This window comes from Streptomyces sp. NPDC005566 (genome assembly GCF_040605575.1).
In the GTDB taxonomy this organism is placed as follows: Bacteria; Actinomycetota; Actinomycetes; order Streptomycetales; family Streptomycetaceae; genus Streptomyces.
In genome coordinates, this window is the sequence record NZ_JBEXDB010000009.1 from 1 (window position 1) to 18,089 (window position 18,089).

Sequence of the window (18,089 nt, forward strand, 5' to 3'; positions counted from 1 at the left end):
GGTCCGCCGCCGCCGCCCTGAACGACATCACCCGCGACGACGAGGCACTGTCCCTGCAGATCCCCAGCGACGGCAGCCAGCGCGAACTGCGCTCCATCCTCGACCGGCTGGACTCCGCCGGCATCGAGGCGGACGAACTGACCGTGCACACCCCCGACCTCGACGACGTGTTCTTCGCCCTGACCGACGGAACCACCATCCCCGACCAGTCCAAGGAGACTGTCCGATGAGCGCCCTTTCCCTCGCCGTCCGCGACTCGTCGACGATGCTGCGCCGCAACCTCCTGCACGCCCGGCGCTATCCGTCACTCACCCTGAACCTGCTGCTCACCCCGATCATGCTGCTCCTGCTCTTCGTCTACATCTTCGGCGACGCGATGAGCTCGGGCATCGTCGGCGGCGGGGCGGACCGCTCCGCGTACATCGCCTATGTCGTCCCCGGCATCCTGCTGATGACCATCGGCTCCACCGTGGTCGGCACCGCGGTGTCCGTCTCGAACGACATGACCGAGGGCATCATCGCCCGCTTCCGCACCATGGCCATCCACCGTCCTTCGGTACTCGTCGGGCACGTCGTCGGCAGCGTGCTCCAGTCGGTCATGAGCGTGGTCCTCGTGGGCGCCGTCGGCGTGGCCATCGGCTTCCGCTCCACGGACGCGACCGCCCTGGAGTGGCTGGCGGCATTCGGGCTGCTCGTGCTCTTCGCCACGGCGCTCACCTGGATCGCGGTCGGTATGGGCCTGGTCAGCCCGAACGTCGAAGCGGCCAGCAACAACGCGACGCCACTGATCCTGCTGCCGCTTCTGTCCAGCGCTTTCACCCCGGTCGACTCCATGCCCGGCTGGTTCCGGCCGATCGCCGAGTACCAGCCCTTCACCCCCGCCATCGAAACCCTGCGAGGGCTGCTGCTCGGCACCGAGATCGGCCACAACGGATGGCTCGCCGTCGTCTGGTGCCTGGGCCTCGCGGCCCTCGGCTACGTCTGGTCGACCTCGAAGTTCAACCAGGACCCGACGTAGCCGCCGTTACCCACGCGGGCCGGCTCCCGCAACCCGTACCGCCCCAGGGCGGCGCACCCCGACACCCCGTCGGTGGGCGCCGCCCCGTCGGCGTTCTCCGCCGCACCACGGCTCCGCACACGATTCCGCTCGGACCTCACAGCGCTGGTCCAGCACATGTGTGACGAGTGTTACGGCCCATGATCGGTCGAGGTCACATCGACGTAATGGGCGTTTCGTACCGTCGGGGACACGCTTCGGCCAACAGAGAGGCCCTTCGGTGCCCCCACAGGATTCGTCGACAGCCGTCTCCCCGATACGGACGGTCTGCTCGTACTGCGGGGTGGGCTGCGGCATGGTGCTCGACATCGCCTCCGGCCCTGACGGTCGCCGCAGGGTCCTCAAGGCTTCGGGCGACAAGGCACACCCGGCGAACTTCGGCCGGCTGTGCACCAAGGGCGTGACGACGGCCGACATGCTCGCCGCCCCCGGCCGGCTGACCACCGCACTGATACGTCCCGAGCGCGGCGCCGAGCCCGTACCGACAGCTGTGGACGAGGCGATCACCGGCACGGCACGACGGCTACGGACGATCATCGACGAGCACGGGGCGGATGCTGTCGCCTTCTACGTGTCCGGGCAGATGAGCCTGGAAGCGCAGTACCTGGCGAACAAACTGGCCAAGGGCTTCGTGCGGACCAACCAGATCGAGTCCAACTCGCGGCTGTGCATGGCGAGCGCGGGCAGCGGCTACAAGCTCTCCCTGGGCGCCGACGGCCCGCCCGGTTCGTACCAGGACTTCGAGAAGGCGGACGTCTTCCTCGTCATCGGCTCCAACATGGCCGACTGCCACCCGATCCTGTTCCTGCGCCTGATGGAACGGGTGAAGGCGGGAGCCAAGCTGATCGTCGTGGACCCGCGGCGCACCGCCACCGCCGACAAGGCCGACCTCTTCCTCCAGATCGCACCCGGAACGGACCTGGCCCTCCTCAACGGCCTGCTGCGCCTTCTCCACGAGAACGGGCACACGGACACCGCGTTCATCGACCGGCGCACGGAGGGCTGGGAGGCGATGCCGGAATTCCTCGCGGACTACGCGCCCGACACCGTCGCACGGATCACGGGCATCCCCGAGGCGGACATCCGCCGGGCGGCGCAGTGGATCGGCGAGGCGGGGGAGTGGATGAGCTGCTGGACCATGGGGCTCAACCAGTCCACGCACGGCACGTGGAACACCAACGCACTGATCAATCTGCACCTGGCCACCGGTGCGATCTGCCGTCCCGGCAGCGGCCCGTTCTCCCTCACCGGCCAGCCCAACGCCATGGGCGGTCGCGAGATGGGCTACATGGGACCCGGGCTGCCCGGCCAGCGGTCGGTGCTCGTGGACGAGGACCGCGCCTTCGTCGAAGGGCTCTGGGGCCTGGAACCCGGCACCGTGCGCAAGGACGGGTCCGGCAAGGGAACCGTCGACCTGTTCCAGCGGATGGCGGACGGTGAGATCAGAGCCTGCTGGATCATCTGCACCAACCCCGTCGCCTCGGTCGCCAATCGCCGGACCGTCATCGAGGCCCTGGAAATGGCCGAACTCGTCATCACCCAGGATGTGTTCGCCGACACCGAGACCAACGCCTACGCCGACATCGTGCTGCCCGGCGCACTGTGGAGCGAGAGCGAGGGCGTACTGATCAACAGTGAACGCAACCTCACTCTCGCCCGGACGGCGGTGGACCCGCCCGGTGAGGCGCTCGCTGACTGGCGGATCATCGCGCGCATCGCCTGCGAGATGGGATACGCCGACGCGTTCACCTACAACAGCGCGGAGGAGATCTTCGAGGAGATCAAGGGCGCCGCGAATCCGAAGACCGGCTACGACCTGCGGGGCGTGACGTACGAGCGCCTGCGCACCACGTCCGTCCAGTGGCCCGCACCGACGGCCGACGGCCCCGATCGCAACCCGATCCGCTACCTCGCCGAGGACGGTGGCCCGGTGTTCCCGACAGCGAGCGGACGGGCCGTCTTCTTCGCCCGTCCGCACGTTCCGGCTGCCGAAATGCCGGACGACGACTATCCGTTCGTCCTCAACACCGGGCGTCTGCAGCACCAGTGGCACACCCTCACCAAGACCGGCAAGGTCGCCAAGCTCAACAGGCTCGATCCGGCGCCGTTCGTCGAGCTGCACCCCGAGGACGCGAGCCGGCTCGGGATAGAGGAGGGGGACTCCGTCGAGGTCGCCTCCCGGCGCGGCCGGGCCGTACTGCCCGCCGTGGTGACCGACCGGGTGCGGCCGGGCTGCTCCTTCGCGCCGTTCCACTGGAACGACCTGTTCGGCGAGTACCTGAGTGTCAACGCGGTGACCAGCGACGCAGTGGACCCGATCTCCTTCCAGCCCGAGTTCAAGATGTGCGCGGTGACCCTCACGAAGGTAGCCACCGCTGTCAGCATCTTTCCGGCACCCGCAGCCCCCGCCGCCGACCCGGTCGTGGTCGTGCCGACCGCCCACCGGCCGGGCGCCGCAGCCGTGTTCGGGCTGGAGGACACCCCGCCGCCCGTACTCGCCGAGCACGAACGCCAGTACCTGGTCGGATTCCTCGCCGGGCTGCCGACGGGCATGCCCGGTGTCCCGGTGCTCCCGGCCGGTGCGCCGTTCACCGCGGAGCACGCGCGATGGGTGAACGGGGTGCTCGCCGGCATGTACTCGCGTGCCGCGCAGCCCGAGAACGAACCGGCGGCGCAGGCCCCGCCGGGCCGTGACGTGGTCGTGCTGTGGGCCTCGCAGACCGGAAACGCCGAAGAGTTCGCCGCGGCCGCCGCATCCCGGCTCGCCGAAACCGGTCACCGGGCCCAGCTCGTCGGCATGGACGAGGCGGATCCGCGTGCCCTCCCGCCCGCGGCCGACCTCCTGCTGATCACCAGCACCTTCGGCGACGGTGACGCGCCCGACAACGGCTCCGGATTCTGGGAGGCCCTGACCGCTGCCGACCCACCGCCCCTGGACGGCAGACGGTACGCGGTGCTGGCCTTCGGCGACTCCTCGTACGACGACTTCTGCGGGCACGGCCGGCGTCTGGACCAGCGCCTCGACGAGCTGGGCGCCGTGCGCCTCGCCCCGCGCACCGACTGCGAACCCGACTACGAGCCCTCCGCCCGCACATGGCTGGACCAGGTTCTGACGGGCCTCACCGCACAGCCGGCGACCGCCGCGTCACCCGCCCCTGCCGCCCCCGCCGCCACGCCCGTGCGCAGCGCCAAGCCCGCACCGGCCACGGCCCGGCTGGCCGGCAACCGGCTCCTCAGCCTCCCCGGCGCGGCCAAGGAGGTCCGCCGGTTCACCTTCGACACCCGGGACGCCGATTCCCCTCTCGTCCACGAGGCCGGTGACGCCCTCGGCGTACACCCCGTCAACAGCATCGATCTGGTGGCCGAATGGCTGGCCGTCACCGGTCTGGACGCCGCCTCCGCCATCGACGTCGCCGGCCTCGGCGAGGTCCGGCTGGCCGACGCACTGCACCGGCACCTGGACATCACCCGGCTCACTCCGGCCCTGCTGGGCTTCATCACCGAGCGCACGGGCGACCGGGCCCTGAAGAAGATGCTGCGTCCCGACAACAAGGGCGAACTCGCCCGCTGGTCCTGGGGCCGTCAAGCCGTGGACGTCCTCGCCGAGTACCCCGTCCGCGCCACACCGCAGGAGTGGGCCGGCATCCTCAAACGGCTGCAGCCCCGCCTGTACTCGATATCGTCCAGTCCGCTCACCGACCCGCACCAGGTGTCCGTGACCGTCTCCGTCGTCCGGTACGAGAACCTCCACGGCCGTCCCCGCAACGGGGTGTGCTCGCCCTTCCTCGCAGATGCCGCCCCCGGCGCCCCGGTATCGGTCTTCGTCCGGCGCGCCCCGCACTTCCGGCCACCCGCCGGTTCCGACACCCCGATGGTGATGGTCGGCCCAGGTACCGGAGTGGCTCCGTTCATGGGCTTCCTGGAGGAACGCCGCGCACACCGCCACCGCGGCCCCAACTGGCTCTTCTTCGGCGAACAGCACCGTGCCACCGACTTCTACTACGAGGAGGAGCTGACGGCCTTCCTCGCCGACGGCACCCTCACGCGCCTGGACACCGCCTTCTCGCGCGACCAGCGCGCCAAGGTCTACGTACAGGACCGGATGCGCGAGCACGGAGCCAAACTGTGGTCCTGGCTCCGGGACGGCGCGCACTTCTACGTCTGCGGAGACGCCGCGCGCATGGCCAAGGACGTCGACCAGGCGCTGCGCGACATCGCCGTCACACACGGCGGCCTCGATCACACGGGCGCGGCCCTGTACGTCAAGCAGCTCGCCGCCGACAAACGGTACGTCCGCGACGTCTACTGACCGGCGTCGGCGGAGCAGGCACTCGCCGGTGAATCCTTCACCCGGTTCGTGTCCGACGGGATCGGCTCAGAGGGCGACGACGGTTACCTCCGTGGCCTTGACGCTGGTCCAGACGGGAGTCCCCTCGGTGAGGCTCAGGTCGGCCACTGCCTGCGGGGTGATCTCGGCGACGAGATCCGGCGCCTGGTCCGACGTGATCAGGACACGCAGCCGGCTGCCGCTGGTGGTGATCTCCCGTACGGTGCCGGGCCAGACGTTGCGAGGGCTTCCGGTCGGCCTGTCGCGGTGGACGGCGACGGCCTCCGGGGCGATGACCGCGAGGGAGTCCGTGCCGGGCGGTAGCGGCTCCGCAGCCACGAGGGTGCCGCCGCCGGTGAGTCGTATGCCTTCGGCGGTGGCGATGCCGGGCCAGGCGTTGCGGCCGAGCATCCGGGCGACCCAGGGGGAGCGGGGATGGCGGGTGACCTCGGCGGGCGGGGCGTCCTGCAGTGCCCTGCCGTCGTCGAGGACGAGGACCCGGTCGGCGAGCGCTACCGCTTCGACGGGATCGTGGGTGACGATCAGGCAGACACCGCCGAAGCTGTCGAGGTGGCGGCGAAGGGTGTGCCGGACATGGGCGCGGGTCGTCTGGTCGAGGGCGGCGAGCGGTTCGTCGAGCAGGAGCAGCCGAGGGCGGGCGGCCAGGGCCCGGGCGAGCGCGACACGCTGCGCCTGGCCTCCGGAGATCTGAGCCGGTCTGCGGTGTGCGAGATGACCCACGCCGAGGCGGTCCAGCCACTGCTGGGCGCTGTGCCGGGCTTCGGCGCGCGCCACACCGTGGGCGCGGAGCCCGTACGCGGTGTTGGCCAGCGCGTTCATATGGGGAAAGAGGGCACCGTCCTGCGGGACCCAGGCCACACCCCTGCGGTGCGGCGGCAGCGCGGTGACATCGGTGTCGCCCAGCCGGATCTCGGCGTGGGCGCGCGGGGTGAGGCCCAGGAGTGCGCGCAGCAGTGTGGTCTTGCCCGCGCCGTTGGGGCCGACGACGGCGATGGTGGTTCCGGCGTCCGCGTCGAGGGTGAGGTCGTTGAAGCCGGTGACTGTGGTCCGGAGCGGCCAGCTCTCACCGGTACCGGCGGGCGCGTCCTCCGGCGTGGCATGCGCGTCCCCCCGAGGGGCGGGAGTCGATTCCGCCGCCGGAGTCCGCGGCTGTGCCGGGGCCGCACTCGGGGTGCCTGTCCAGCGTCCGCGCAGGGCGATGAGCACGACCATGGCGATGGCCAGCAGAAGCAGCGAGACCGAGGTGGCGGCCTCCGGGTTGTCCTGGAGCAGCAGATAGACCTGGAGCGGCAGGGTCTGCGTGGTGCCGGGGAGGTTCCCGGCGAAGGTGATGGTCGCGCCGAACTCACCCAGGGCCCTCGCCCAGGTCAGCGCCGCTCCCGCGGCGAGCCCGGGGGCGACCATGGGCAGGGTGACGGTGAAGAACACCCGTACCGGCGAGGCCCCCAGGGAGGCTGCGGTCTCCTCGTAGCGGGGACGGAGTCCGCCGAGGGCCCCTTCGAGGCTGATGATCAGGAACGGCATCGCGACGAAGGTCGCTGCGAGGACGGCGCCGGAGGTGTGGAACGGCAGGGTGAGTCCGAACGTGTCCTCCATCCAGGGCCCCAGCAGCCCGCGCCGGCCGAAGGCCAGGAGGAGTGCGACACCGCCGACCGTGGGCGGCAGCACCATCGGCAGGAGGACGAGCGAGCGGACGAACGCCTTGCCGGGGAAGTCGACGCGGGCCAGCAGCCAGGCGAGCGGGACACCGAGGACGACGGAAAGGCCCAGTGCCCAGGCGGAAACGATCAAGGACAACGTCAGCGCTTCGGTCGGCTCGGGGCTGGTCAGATGAGCGCCCAGGTCGTGCCAGGAGGTGCGGGCGAGAATCCCGACCAATGGCAGCAGCAGGAAGCCGATGGCCAGCAGCGCGGGGATCACCAGGGCGATCGGCGCGCGGGGGCCGGTTGCGCGGCGGCGAAGGCGTCTCATCGAAGGTCCCCGATGCTGTGAGTGCCCTGCGGGCGGGCCCGCCCCCCGAACCGGGCTGCCCGCAGGGGAGAGTGGTGGCCGGCTACGGCTGCTGGAATCCGGCGGCGGCGAGGATCTTCTGAGCCTCGGGCGTGGACAGCCACGTCACGAACGCGGCCGCGGCCTCGCTGTTCCTGGAGGTCTTCAGCGTCGCCGCAGGATAGGAGGCGACGGCGTTCTGGGCGTTCTGGGCGTCCGGGATGTCGATGGCATCGACCTTGTCGGTGGCCGTGGCGGCGTCCGTCCTGTACACCAGACCGGCATCCGCCTCGCCGAGCCCGACCTTGCTGAGGACGGCGCGGACGTTGGGTTCCTGGGAGACCGGCTTCACCACGATCCTCTGTGCGTCCAGGATCTGCTTGCTGTAGCGCCCGACCGGAACCTCGGGGGCCGCGAGCACCACCTTCAACTTCGGGTCGGCGAGGTCCCCGAGACTCTCGACCTTCTCCGGATTGCCCTTGCCCGTGGCGATCACCAGACGGTTCTTCGCGATGACGGTCGGTGCTCCGGTGTCCGACTTCAGACCGTCCATCGTCCTCGTGTCCGCCGTGACCAGGGCATCGGCGGGTGCGCCCTGCTTGACCTGGGCGGCGAGCTCCTGCGAGCCGGCGAAGGAGAACGTCACCTCGGTTCCGGGGTGCTCCTTCTCGTACACGGCACCGGCGGTCTTGAAGACATCGGTGAGCGAGGAGGCGGCCAGAACCGTCAGATCGGCTTTCGGAGCCCCGGAGGCGGCGGCCTTGTCGCCCGAGTCCTTCCCGGTGTCGTCGCTGCCACATGCGGCCAGCGGCACGAGGAGAGCCGCTGCGAGGATCGCTGCCGCGGTCCGGCGGCCGGTGGGGGTGAAGGTCATGAGGGTGGGACTCCTTGGGGACGCGGTGGGCCCGGGCGGGTGGTGTGAGCCGCGTCAGGGACGGCGACGCCGCTGGGTGCAGCACGGACCAGCGGATCAGGTGCGGTCGATGTGCACGCTGGTCGACTTGACGCGGGCGGTGGCCTGCATGCCGACCTCCAGCCCCAGTTCCTCGACCGCTTCCCGGGTCAGGAGCGAGACGAGCCTGTGCGGGCCGGCCTGGATGTCCACCTGGGCTGCGACGTCGCCGAGTCTTACGGCGGTCACGATGCCGGGAAAGGCATTGCGGGCAGAGGTGTAGGACGTCTCGTCCTCACCGACGCCACCCTGGGCGACCTCGATGGCGAACGCGGCCAGGTCCCGGCCGTCGATGAGACGGCGCCCGCTCTCCTCGCGGTGGGTCGCGACCCGGCCGGCATCCGCCCAGCGGCGGGCGGTGTCGGGACTGACGCCGAGCAGACGTGCTGCCTGACCGATGGTGTAGGACTGCATGTGCGACAGATTAGATGAATCTGGCTCGCATTTACAAAGCATGATGCGAACCTTCATGGCAGATGCGTGCGGCCTGGAGGATGGTCCGACAATTTATGGGGCCGATCCGGTCAAAGGGGTGGACGCCAACGCCTGCGGCGGGTGGCCGCGCACCCGCGCCGAGGGTGTCTACAGTGAAATCACAGACAAGGAAATATCAGGCATTTCATAGTGAATACGACGAATCAGAGGCGCCACGTCATGAGCCTGAGCATCCGTAACCAGATCCCCGGCACGGTCACCGCCGTCACCGCAGGTGCGGTCATGGCCATCGTGAAGGTCCGGCTGGCGGGCGGCCAGGAGGTCACGGCCGCGATCACGCTCGAGGCCGTCCGGGAACTCGGCCTCACGGAAGGGACTGCGGTCCGCACGTTGGTCAAGTCCACCGAGGTGTCCCTGGCCGCCGGCGCCGTCGCAGGGCTGAGCATCCGCAACCAGATCCCCGGCACCATCACCGACGTCGCGACCGGCGGCGCCATGGCCCGCGTCAAGGTGTCCGTCGAGGGCGGCGAGCTCACCTCGGCGATCACCGAGGACGCGGTGACCGATCTCGGCCTCGCCCCCGGAATGCCCGTGGTCGCCCTGATCAAGTCGACCGAGATCTCTCTGGCAGCCGTGTGATCTCCGGGCAGGCCGCCCCGAGTCGCCCGCCGCCTCTACCAGTCGGCCCTGTTCACGGCGCGACCCGATTGACGCGGCTACGCTTGATGAGGCGGCGCAGCCTCGTGAAGAGCGCCGCAGAAGGGCACTTCCAGCAGAAGGGCACTTCCATGAGGCAGCGCCATCATTTCCATACCGACCATGCGGGCCACTCGGTCACTGCGACTGTCGAGACGGGCGGCCGTACCGTACTGGTGGAGGTACTGGTCGACGGCAAGGAGACGGGTTCCGTGACCGCGCACGGCGACCACCCCATCGTTGTGCACGTGGAACTCCCGACCGACCCCCCGGAGTCGGCCACCGTACGCGTGAAGCCGGGGCCCGACGTTCCCAGCTGCCTCCTTGAGGCGCCGGACGCCGAACCCCGGATGATGTCACCACGCACGTACTGACGGCCCGGATTTCTCCTGGCCGCAGAGTGATCGGCCCGAAGGCCGCTGATCAGTTGTGCCCGAACTTCCGCTCCTTCTTGTGCGAAACGGTCTCCCCGATCGCACGCGCCGCGTCGGGCGTCGCCGTCGGCGTCTGTTCCTTCGTCTCCGCGGAGACGGCGCTGCGCTCATGGCCGCCGCTGCGAGCGCCGCGGTTCTGGCGGCTCTGCTTCTTGCTCACGATCGTGCCTCCTGCCAGCGTCCGAAAGGATGGGCCACTACCAGATTCGCACCTGCGTACGAAAGGTGCAATATCGGGCATAAGTGTGCACGTCGAAATGGTCACGCCACACGTATTCCTCGGGCCGAGGTCCGTGAACGCGGCTCCCAGCCGCCGTACACCCTCGGTCTACGCCGCGCCGGCCTGCGGGATGCCGATGACGTTCTGGACGATCCACGATGTCCGGCGCGAGGAAGCAGCCGGGCCGCGACTTCGAGGATGCGCTCGCCGTCGGGCGAGTAGTACGCGCCGGCTGACTCACGAATCTGCCAGTTCTTCTGACGCGGCGTCGGCTACGAACGGAAGGTCCGACCACTTCCGGTGCGTCTACGCTGGCGGAGATATCACATGTGAACGAAGGACACTCATGGCTCGCCCGTACAGCCCCGGACCGAAACAATTTGTCTTCGTTGTCGGTGACGGCAACGACCAGCAGGTCTCCGTGGGCGACCCTCAGGAAGCCTACGTCGCATTCTCGGCATTCTTCCGGGACCGAGACTCCGACAGCTACACCATCCAAGATGAACCGGCGGGCCAACGCCTGGTACTCATGCCCGGTCAAGGGGTGATCGCCCGGATGGACGTGGCGGACCGGTCCCGGTGCGAATACCTCAAGGTCGACAGGGTCAATCGCTACCTGCCGAGCGCGATGCTGTTCTTCGAGAACGGATATGAGGGCCTCGACCACTTCGGCCAATGGTTCTCGGACCTTGCCGACCTCGACGCATCACCGGAGGCTCGCGGTGCTACCCGCGCCGCCACGATCACGACCGAACCCGCGGCAATCGAAGAAGTCGCTCGGATCTGGGCAAATTCGGGCATCGTGGACCCGAGCAACCAGTACTACGTCTTCTTCGACTCACATGATGTCGACGATGACCGAGCGGAACGAGCCGAACTGCTCAAGTTGCTCGAATTCCTCGGCATCGAACGGGTCGACGCCCCGGCCGAGGCCGCCGAAGGCGAAGTCTGGGTGTGCACCGACAAGCGCCTGGACGCCGAATTCGAACGATGGTCATGAAACAGAGGGACGGGGCCGCACCATCGCGGTGATGCTCGCCGTGGGCCCGAGGCCAACCGGGTCCAGCCGGCCGTTCCGGAAGAGACTCGCCCGGGAGTCGACCGGTGAAGCTCTGCCGTATTCCTCCGGCGGTGCGTCGTCAGCGATCCCCAGCTGGTCGCTTCCCGACGAGATTGGTTCAACGACTTCCTCGACCATGGCGAGCCTGCTCGATCCGGCGGCGTAGGTGTACACGAAAGCGGCCGGTCAGATCGGTGCAGAGAGGACTCGCTAGTCTCGTCCGATGAAGAAGACCAAGTCCGTGAGAGACATCGTTTTCACGCGCGAGAGCGGCTGGATGCCCAAGGTGATCCGCGAGGACGGTGCGCTGAAGCTGATGCTCGGGGCCGGTGCCGACGCCAACCACGAGCCTCGCACGTTCACATTCTCGATCGGGGAAGCCCATCTTGCGGTGATCCGGGAGGACCTGGCCAGACACCTGCTGCTGTGGAGTGCGGTCCTTCCGCTGTGCGATGCTGCCGGAACCCGGGGCCGGCTCGACGAGAACGCTGCCGTCGCGCTCCTGGACCCGATCCTCCTCTCCGCACCCGCGGACGTCGACGCGCTCTTGAAGAACATCCGGTGGGACAAGGCTCGGCTCATCGCGCATGGGGCCGACATCGATCTGCTCGAGCGCGGTCAGGTCTGCGCGGCGATGCGCGCGGCGACGGAGACGTCCGACGGGAAAAGAGCTCAGGAGTACCGCGCGAACCGCCGTCGCGCCGAGCGCGGAACAGTACTCGGTCCACTCGACGCCGCGATACTGAAGTACACGGGCCAGTACCTGCACGGTGCGACGATTCCGAAGCGGATGCCCGATGCCGTCGCCCCCGCGCTGCTGCCCGAGGTCATGGGTGTGATCACCACCGCGGAGCAGGCGTGCGCCGGGATGTGGATCAGCCGCGATCCGCGACGGGGAAAGCGCGCCACGGACAAGCGCGACTGGGATCGGATGACTACGACGGTCGATGCGGCCGTGCGCCGTGCACACCCTGAACTCGTCGATGACGCGGTGCGTACCGTGAGTTTCCTGATGTGCTCGGAGGCCGCGGCCCGCTCCAGGAACACACCCATGGACGATGACGAGGGGGCTGCCGGCGACCGCGCCGACTTCGGCGAGAGTGCGAGGAAGACCATCCTGTCGTTCACCGACGACAAGGGCGTCGAGAAGAAGTGGTTCCAGGGGAATCCCCGCACTGCCACCGCGGAGTTCTGGGAGTTCGTCGCCGATCGCTTTGCCGGGGACAATGAAGTCTTCACCATCGAGGACGAGGAGATGGGCGAAGGGATCCAGCTCCACTTCTACGCGGACTCCATCGCCCGGGTCACGACGGTGCGCGAGGGTGAAGGCGGGTCGGATCCGGAGTACTGGGTCGAGTACAGCCTGGTCGACGGGATCCGCGGGTACCGGAACCTGGTGAGCACCTTCGTCCGCGGCGGCTGCGCCGCACTCGAACAGTACGGCCCTTGGATGTCGGACAACGCTGAGTTCGAGCGCGCGCGCAGGCGGCGCGACGCCAAGTAGTTCCAGCTTGATCCCGCGCACGCGCCGTCGGAAAGACCTGCGAAGGTGCGGGGACGGGAGCCCGCGCGCCGGCCGGCGCAGCCATCTGATCCGGCCGCATCGTGACCGGAACCCGGTGGGGAGCTGCGGCCGGTTATCGGCCGACAGCGGGGCTCCAGAACGGGCCGTTCGTGGCAGCACGCACCCGCGTGTGTCCTCAAGGGCACCTGTACGACTATCGAAGCAGGCCACCGCGAGCAGCTCGAACGGCGCCATGTTCCGGGACCTGCTCGCCGAGCAGCTGCCTGATCTGACCGCCCGCCGCGAAACGTACGCCCGCCACGACCACGGACAAGACGCCCGATCGCGTCGGGAACGGTTCGTCCGAACTCGACATCGCGGTCACCGGCCGCCCCACCCCCGGCAGCCTCTCCATCGCGGAACAGGTCCTGGCGCGGCTCAAGGCCCGGGACGCCGACGGCCTGGCCGATCTCGTGGCGGAAGGCGGAGGCTCGAAGGACGACGCGAAACGCTGGGTGACCCGCTGGAGCAAGGCCGCCCAGCACCCGGTCACGGCCCACTCCCTTCTGGGAGAGAAGGAGAGCATCGTCGACGTCCGCTTCACCGGTGAACGCGCCACCATGTCACTCCTGTTGGAGGACAACGGCTACGACGACGGGTACGGAGTCGTCCTGGGCGAAAACGACTGACAACACGCGATGAGGGCTGCGGGCCTGCCGGGCAAGCCGCCGGCTCGCTCGTCCTCGACTTCGGCGGCCGGAAGGCCACAGCTTTTGGCGCAGTCCGTCAGCCTGGCGCGGGGGGAGGGTACAGCCAACGCTTCAAGGGCGGCAGCGGGTGCGCGTGCGCGAGTACAGCCTCCGGCCGTTCGCTCCAGGGTGCGACACTGGGGGAGTGGAGGACGACGAGCGGCAGATGGACCGACGCTTGGAACGGACCATTCTGGAGCTGTTGGAGCGGCGTGACCCGAAAGCCACGATCTGCCCCTCCGACGCCGCACGAGCGGTGTACGAAGGGGAGGGCGACGGCTGGCGCGCGCTGATGGAGCCGACACGTCGCGCGGCCCACCGGCTGGTCGAGGCCGGTGAGGTGGAGATCTCCCAGGGTGGTGACCCCGTCGAGCCCTCGAAGGTCCGCGGCCCGATCCGCATCCGTCGCGCCCGCTGAGGTCCGTCCCGCTCGTGTGGCACCCAGCCGGACGGGTGCCACGAGGCGCCCCTGACCTCCGGCTCAGGAAAGCGGGCGAATCGCGTACGCGCCGAAACTCACGGACACGCGCGGAGAATCAAGGACGAGGCGTCCTGGACCTGGGGGAAAATCGCGGTCGACCGCGTGTCCTGATGTCGTCCGTCCGAGCCGCAGGACAGCATCGACCGGATGAACCCTCCTGCGGACCCGGAGCGGACTTCGGACGGCAGATACGTGGTCGTCGACCACCGCCGATGGCGTGCGACGGATCCGGAGATCCCCGAGGACGTCGCCTCCCGCCTACGGCATCATCTGATGGCGGCGCGCCGCGGGGTGGCTGCCGCACGCCGCGCCGCTGACGCGAAGGCTGAGGGCCGGGCGCGGAAACGCGTGAACACCGCGAAGGTGGCGCTCGGTGAGCGGGGTGATCCCTGGTGGGAGCAGTCTGCCGAGGTTCGCCGTCTGCGCTGGGAGAGGGGGCTCCACGAGCTCGACCAGGCTGAGCGGGAGGAGGGCGGGCGCGCACCGTGAGGCGGGTTGTCTCCTTGGGCGTGGTACGAGGCTCCGGCTCGTGGCGCACGGAGTGATCAGGTCCCTGGACCCCTGCCAATTCGAAGCGGACCGCTGTGCCCTTCGGTACGGGACCGCTGAGGGGCGAGGTCCGACATACCTCGCGCGGGAGTTCGCCGCGAAGGCGCAGGCCGGTGCGCGCAGGGACGGGCCCCAGCGGGTCGGTCCGTCCAGGGGGAGCCGGGGCGCCCGGCCGGCTATACCGCCCTGAGCGGTATGACCTCAGCCCCCGGGGAAGGAGACTCACGTTCCCCACACCGGGCGAGAGGAGTCCACCGATGGCAGCCGACGACATAGGGCACGCCGAGGACGCGTGGTGGCGGTCCGCGGTGGTCTACCAGGTCTATCCGCGCAGCTTCGCCGACTCCGACGGTGACGGCGTCGGCGACCTGGACGGCCTCACCGGACGCCTGGACCATCTGTCCGGGCTCGGCGTCGACGTGCTCTGGCTGTCGCCCGTCAACCCGTCCCCGCAGGCCGACAACGGGTACGACATCAGCGACTACCAGGACATCGACCCCGTCTTCGGTGACCTGGCGGCCTTCGACCGGCTGGTGGGCGCCGTGCACGAGCGCGGGATGAAACTCGTCATGGACCTGGTCGTCAACCACACCTCCGACGAGCATCCGTGGTTCCAGGAGTCACGCGACCCGGCGAGCCCGAAGCGCGACTGGTACTGGTGGCGTCCGCCACGTGAGGGACGCGAACCCAACAACTGGGGCTCCTTCTTCTCCGGTGCCGCCTGGGAGCTGGACGCGGCGAGCGACGCGTACTACCTCCATCTCTTCTCGCCGAAGCAGCCCGACCTCAACTGGGAGAACCCCCGGATGCGTCGGGCCGTGTACGCGATGATGCGCTGGTGGCTGGACCGGGGCGTGGACGGCTTCCGGATGGACGTCGTCAACCTCATCTCCAAGGACCCCGCCCTCCCCGACGGCGAGGTGCACGAACAGGGGCCGTACGGTGACGGCTCGCCCTACTTCGTCTGCGGACCCCGCGTACACGACTACCTCCAGGAGATGCACCGCGAGGTGATCGCCCGGTACCCGGGCCGGCTGCTGACCGTCGGGGAGATGCCCGGGGTGACGGTCGAGCAGGCCCGCCTGTTCACCGACCCGGCGCGTGCCGAGCTCGACATGGTCTTCCAGTTCGAGCACGTAGGGCTCGACCACGGGCGGGGCAAGTTCGATCCCCGCCCGCTGCGGCTCACCGACCTCAAGGCCTCGCTCGGCCGCTGGCAGTCCGGCCTCGCCGACGTCGGGTGGAACAGCCTGTACTGGAACAACCACGACCAGCCCCGGGTGGTCTCCCGGTTCGGTGACGACGGACCGAGCCACCGGACCCGGTCCGCGACGATGCTCGCGACCGTGCTCCACCTGCACCGGGGCACGCCGTACGTCTATCAGGGCGAGGAACTCGGCATGGCCAACGCGCCTCTGCGCACCATCGAGGACTTCAGGGACATCGAGTCCCTGAACCACTACACGGAGGCGCTGCGTGCGGGGGCGCAACCCGAAGACGTCCTGCCGGGACTACGGGCGATGGGTCGCGACAACGCCCGTACACCCATGCAGTGGGACGCGTCCCCGCATGCGGGGTTCACCACAGGCACCCCGTGGATCCCCGTCAACCCGGACCACACCGAGGTCAACGCCGAAGCGGCCCTCGCGGACCCCGGCTCCGTCTACCACCACTACCGTCGGCTGATCGCCCTCCGGCACCAGGAACCGGCCGTCGTGCACGGCGACTTCACGATGCTGCTGCCGGACGACGAGCGGATCTACGCGTTCACACGCCAGCACGGCCGCACAGTGCTCCTGGTCGTCGGGAATTTCACCGGCGACACGGTCTCCGCCGTCATGCCCGCCGGATGGGACGGCGCCGAACTCGTCATGAGCAACGGCCCTTCGGTCCCCGCGCGGCCCGGCCGCCTCGTGCTCGCCCCGTGGGAGGCGCGGGTGCACCGGCGCAACGACTGAGCCGAGCGGGCGCGACGGCGACCGATGATCCCTCCGGGACCGGGTACGCGGACCTCATGACCGTCTACGGATTCCACGCCTCCCACGAACAAGTACCTCCCGCCGACCTGTTGGCAGCGGTCGTACGCGCGGAAGGCGCGGGCTTCACCGCCGCGATGTGCTCGGATCACTTCTCGCCCTGGAGCGTCCGGCAGGGTGAGTCCGGCTTCGCCTGGTCCTGGCTCGGCGCGGCGCTCCAGGCCACCGACCGGATCCCCTTCGGAGTGGTGAACGCCCCGGGCCAGCGCTACCACCCGGCGATCGTCGCGCAGGCGATCGGCAGCCTCGCCGCGATGTACCCAGGCCGCTTCTGGGCGGCGCTGGGAAGCGGTGAGGCGTCCAACGAGCACATAACCGGCGACCGTTGGCCGCGCAAGGACGTCCGGAACGCGCGGCTGCGCGAGTGCGTCGACATCATCCGGGCGCTGCTGCGCGGCGAGGAGGTGAGCCACGACGGGCTGGTGACCGTGGACCGGGCCCGGCTGTGGACGCACCCGGAGACGGTGCCGCCGTTGGTGGGAGCCGCGTGCAGCGAGGCTACCGCGCGGTGGTGCGCGGAGTGGGCGGACGGCCTGATCACGGTCAACGCGCCGCGCGAGACGCTGCGCCGGATCGTGGACGCCTACCGTTCGGCGGGTGGCGCCGGCCGGCTGCACCTCCAGGTGCACCTCAGCTGGGCCCCCGACCCGGGGACCGCCCAGGAACTCGCCCACGACCAGTGGCGCACCAATGTTCACGGGCCGCCGACGAGCTGGGACCTGGACTCGGCCGAGCTGTTCGACAACGTCAGCGAGCACGTCTCACCGGACAGGGTCGCGGAGTCCGTCAACATCTCCGACGACCTCGGCCGGCACGCGGCCTGGCTCCAGGAGTACGCCGACCTGGGCTTCGACGCCGTCATGCTGCACCACGTCGGCAAGGAGCAGAGCGCCTTCATCGACGCGTTCGGCGCGAAGGTGTTGCCGCAGCTGGACGTCACCCGTCCCCCGGCCGTCGTCGCGGAGGGTGTCCGATGAGGATGACCCGTACCTCCGACCTGTGGTGGAAGAACGCGGTCGTCTACTGCCTGGACGTGGAGACGTACCAGGACTCCGACGGCGACGGCACCGGAGACTTCGCGGGCCTGACCCAGCGCATCGACCACCTGGGGCGCCTCGGTGTCACCTGCGTGTGGCTGATGCCGTTCTATCCGACGCGGGAACGCGACGACGGCTACGACATCACCGACTTCTACGCCGTCGATCCCCGGCTCGGCACGCTGGGCGACTTCACCGAGTTCGTGCGCACCGCCCGCGACCGGGGCATCCGGGTCATCGCCGACCTGGTCGTCAACCACACCTCCGACCACCATCCGTGGTTCCAGGACGCCCGCTCCAGCCGCACGTCGAAGTACCGCGACTGGTACGTCTGGTGCGACAGCCCGCCGGAGGACGGCCCCGAGGGTGTGGTCTTCCCCGACGTCGAGAAGAGCGTGTGGGAGTACGACGAGACCACCGAGCAGTACTACCTGCACCGGTTCTAGAAGCAGCAGCCCGACCTCAACGTCGCCAACCCGGCGGTCCGTGACGAGATAGCGCGCATCATGGGCTTCTGGACGCAGCTCGGACTGTCGGGATTC

The 18,089-nt window shown here is 69.4% G+C and carries 16 protein-coding genes and 1 pseudogene; 13 read left to right on the top strand and 4 right to left on the bottom strand.

The genetic code is table 11. The features are described 5' to 3' along the window. The 3 genes and pseudogenes from ABZS61_RS15905 to ABZS61_RS15915 form a co-directional block, all read left to right on the top strand. Positions 1-230 (top strand): annotated as a pseudogene (locus tag ABZS61_RS15905) (ABC transporter); the annotation flags it as partial. Next, positions 227-1,018: an ABC transporter permease gene (locus tag ABZS61_RS15910; RefSeq protein ID WP_356420310.1), complete on the top strand. Its 792-nt coding sequence runs from the start codon at positions 227-229 to the stop codon at positions 1,016-1,018. The pseudogene ABZS61_RS15905 and the gene ABZS61_RS15910, both read left to right, overlap by 4 nt. 295 nt (positions 1,019-1,313) lie before the next feature. After that, positions 1,314-5,366: a bifunctional nitrate reductase/sulfite reductase flavoprotein subunit alpha gene (locus ABZS61_RS15915; RefSeq protein WP_356421104.1), complete on the top strand. Its 4,053-nt coding sequence runs from the start codon at positions 1,314-1,316 to the stop codon at positions 5,364-5,366. Between the two features lie 66 nt (positions 5,367-5,432). On the opposite strand, the gene ABZS61_RS15920 is transcribed toward ABZS61_RS15915, so the two are convergent. The 3 genes from ABZS61_RS15920 to ABZS61_RS15930 all read right to left on the bottom strand — a co-directional run bounded on the left by ABZS61_RS15920 (position 5,433) and on the right by ABZS61_RS15930 (position 8,760). After that, a complete protein-coding gene (locus ABZS61_RS15920; protein ID WP_356420313.1) occupies positions 5,433-7,376 on the bottom strand; it encodes an ABC transporter permease in 1,944 nt (647 codons plus the stop codon). A gap of 82 nt (positions 7,377-7,458) precedes the next feature. Next, entirely contained in the window at positions 7,459-8,268 is an 810-nt protein-coding gene (gene modA / locus ABZS61_RS15925) for a molybdate ABC transporter substrate-binding protein (RefSeq protein ID WP_356420316.1), read from the bottom strand. Between the two features lie 96 nt (positions 8,269-8,364). Further along, positions 8,365-8,760 carry a helix-turn-helix transcriptional regulator gene (locus ABZS61_RS15930; protein ID WP_356420319.1) on the bottom strand — a complete coding sequence of 132 codons (396 nt, stop codon included), beginning with the start codon at positions 8,758-8,760 and terminating at the stop codon, positions 8,365-8,367. 240 nt (positions 8,761-9,000) lie between these two features. Here ABZS61_RS15930 and ABZS61_RS15935 point away from each other — a divergent pair, with 240 nt between their 5' ends. Both ABZS61_RS15935 and ABZS61_RS15940 read left to right on the top strand, forming a co-directional pair. Then, positions 9,001-9,420: a TOBE domain-containing protein gene (locus ABZS61_RS15935; RefSeq protein WP_356420322.1), complete on the top strand. Its 420-nt coding sequence runs from the start codon at positions 9,001-9,003 to the stop codon at positions 9,418-9,420. A gap of 149 nt (positions 9,421-9,569) precedes the next feature. Then, on the top strand, positions 9,570-9,851 hold the full coding sequence (locus ABZS61_RS15940) for a hypothetical protein (RefSeq protein ID WP_356420325.1): 282 nt from the start codon (positions 9,570-9,572) through the stop codon (positions 9,849-9,851). 49 nt (positions 9,852-9,900) lie between these two features. Here ABZS61_RS15940 and ABZS61_RS15945 read toward each other — a convergent pair whose 3' ends face one another. Continuing rightward, positions 9,901-10,071, bottom strand: a complete 171-nt coding sequence (locus ABZS61_RS15945; RefSeq protein WP_356420328.1) for a hypothetical protein — start codon at positions 10,069-10,071, stop codon at positions 9,901-9,903. A 406-nt stretch (positions 10,072-10,477) separates the two neighbouring features. Between ABZS61_RS15945 and ABZS61_RS15950 the strand changes: the two genes are divergently transcribed. The 8 genes from ABZS61_RS15950 (at position 10,478) to ABZS61_RS15985 (ending at position 17,993) form a co-directional block, all read left to right on the top strand. Beyond that, the gene (locus tag ABZS61_RS15950; RefSeq protein WP_356420331.1) at positions 10,478-11,131 is read left to right on the top strand and encodes a DUF6357 family protein; all 654 of its coding nucleotides are present in this window, start codon (positions 10,478-10,480) and stop codon (positions 11,129-11,131) included. A gap of 301 nt (positions 11,132-11,432) precedes the next feature. Then, a complete protein-coding gene (locus tag ABZS61_RS15955) occupies positions 11,433-12,695 on the top strand; it encodes a DUF6357 family protein (RefSeq protein ID WP_356421107.1) in 1,263 nt (420 codons plus the stop codon). Positions 12,696-13,168: 473 nt separating this feature from the next. Continuing rightward, complete coding sequence (locus ABZS61_RS15960; RefSeq protein ID WP_356420334.1) at positions 13,169-13,384, top strand: hypothetical protein; 216 nt, start codon at positions 13,169-13,171, stop codon at positions 13,382-13,384. Between the two features lie 205 nt (positions 13,385-13,589). Next, positions 13,590-13,862, top strand: a complete 273-nt coding sequence (locus tag ABZS61_RS15965) for a DUF3253 domain-containing protein (protein WP_356420337.1) — start codon at positions 13,590-13,592, stop codon at positions 13,860-13,862. 210 nt (positions 13,863-14,072) lie between these two features. Further along, the gene (locus tag ABZS61_RS15970; protein WP_356420340.1) at positions 14,073-14,414 is read left to right on the top strand and encodes a hypothetical protein; all 342 of its coding nucleotides are present in this window, start codon (positions 14,073-14,075) and stop codon (positions 14,412-14,414) included. A 317-nt stretch (positions 14,415-14,731) separates the two neighbouring features. Further along, positions 14,732-16,432, top strand: a complete 1,701-nt coding sequence (locus tag ABZS61_RS15975) for an alpha-glucosidase (RefSeq protein ID WP_356420343.1) — start codon at positions 14,732-14,734, stop codon at positions 16,430-16,432. 56 nt (positions 16,433-16,488) lie between these two features. Further along, positions 16,489-17,487: a TIGR03885 family FMN-dependent LLM class oxidoreductase gene (locus tag ABZS61_RS15980; protein WP_356420346.1), complete on the top strand. Its 999-nt coding sequence runs from the start codon at positions 16,489-16,491 to the stop codon at positions 17,485-17,487. A gap of 2 nt (positions 17,488-17,489) precedes the next feature. After that, the gene (locus ABZS61_RS15985) at positions 17,490-17,993 is read left to right on the top strand and encodes an alpha-amylase family glycosyl hydrolase (RefSeq protein ID WP_356420349.1); all 504 of its coding nucleotides are present in this window, start codon (positions 17,490-17,492) and stop codon (positions 17,991-17,993) included. The last annotated feature ends 96 nt before the right edge of the window (positions 17,994-18,089 follow it).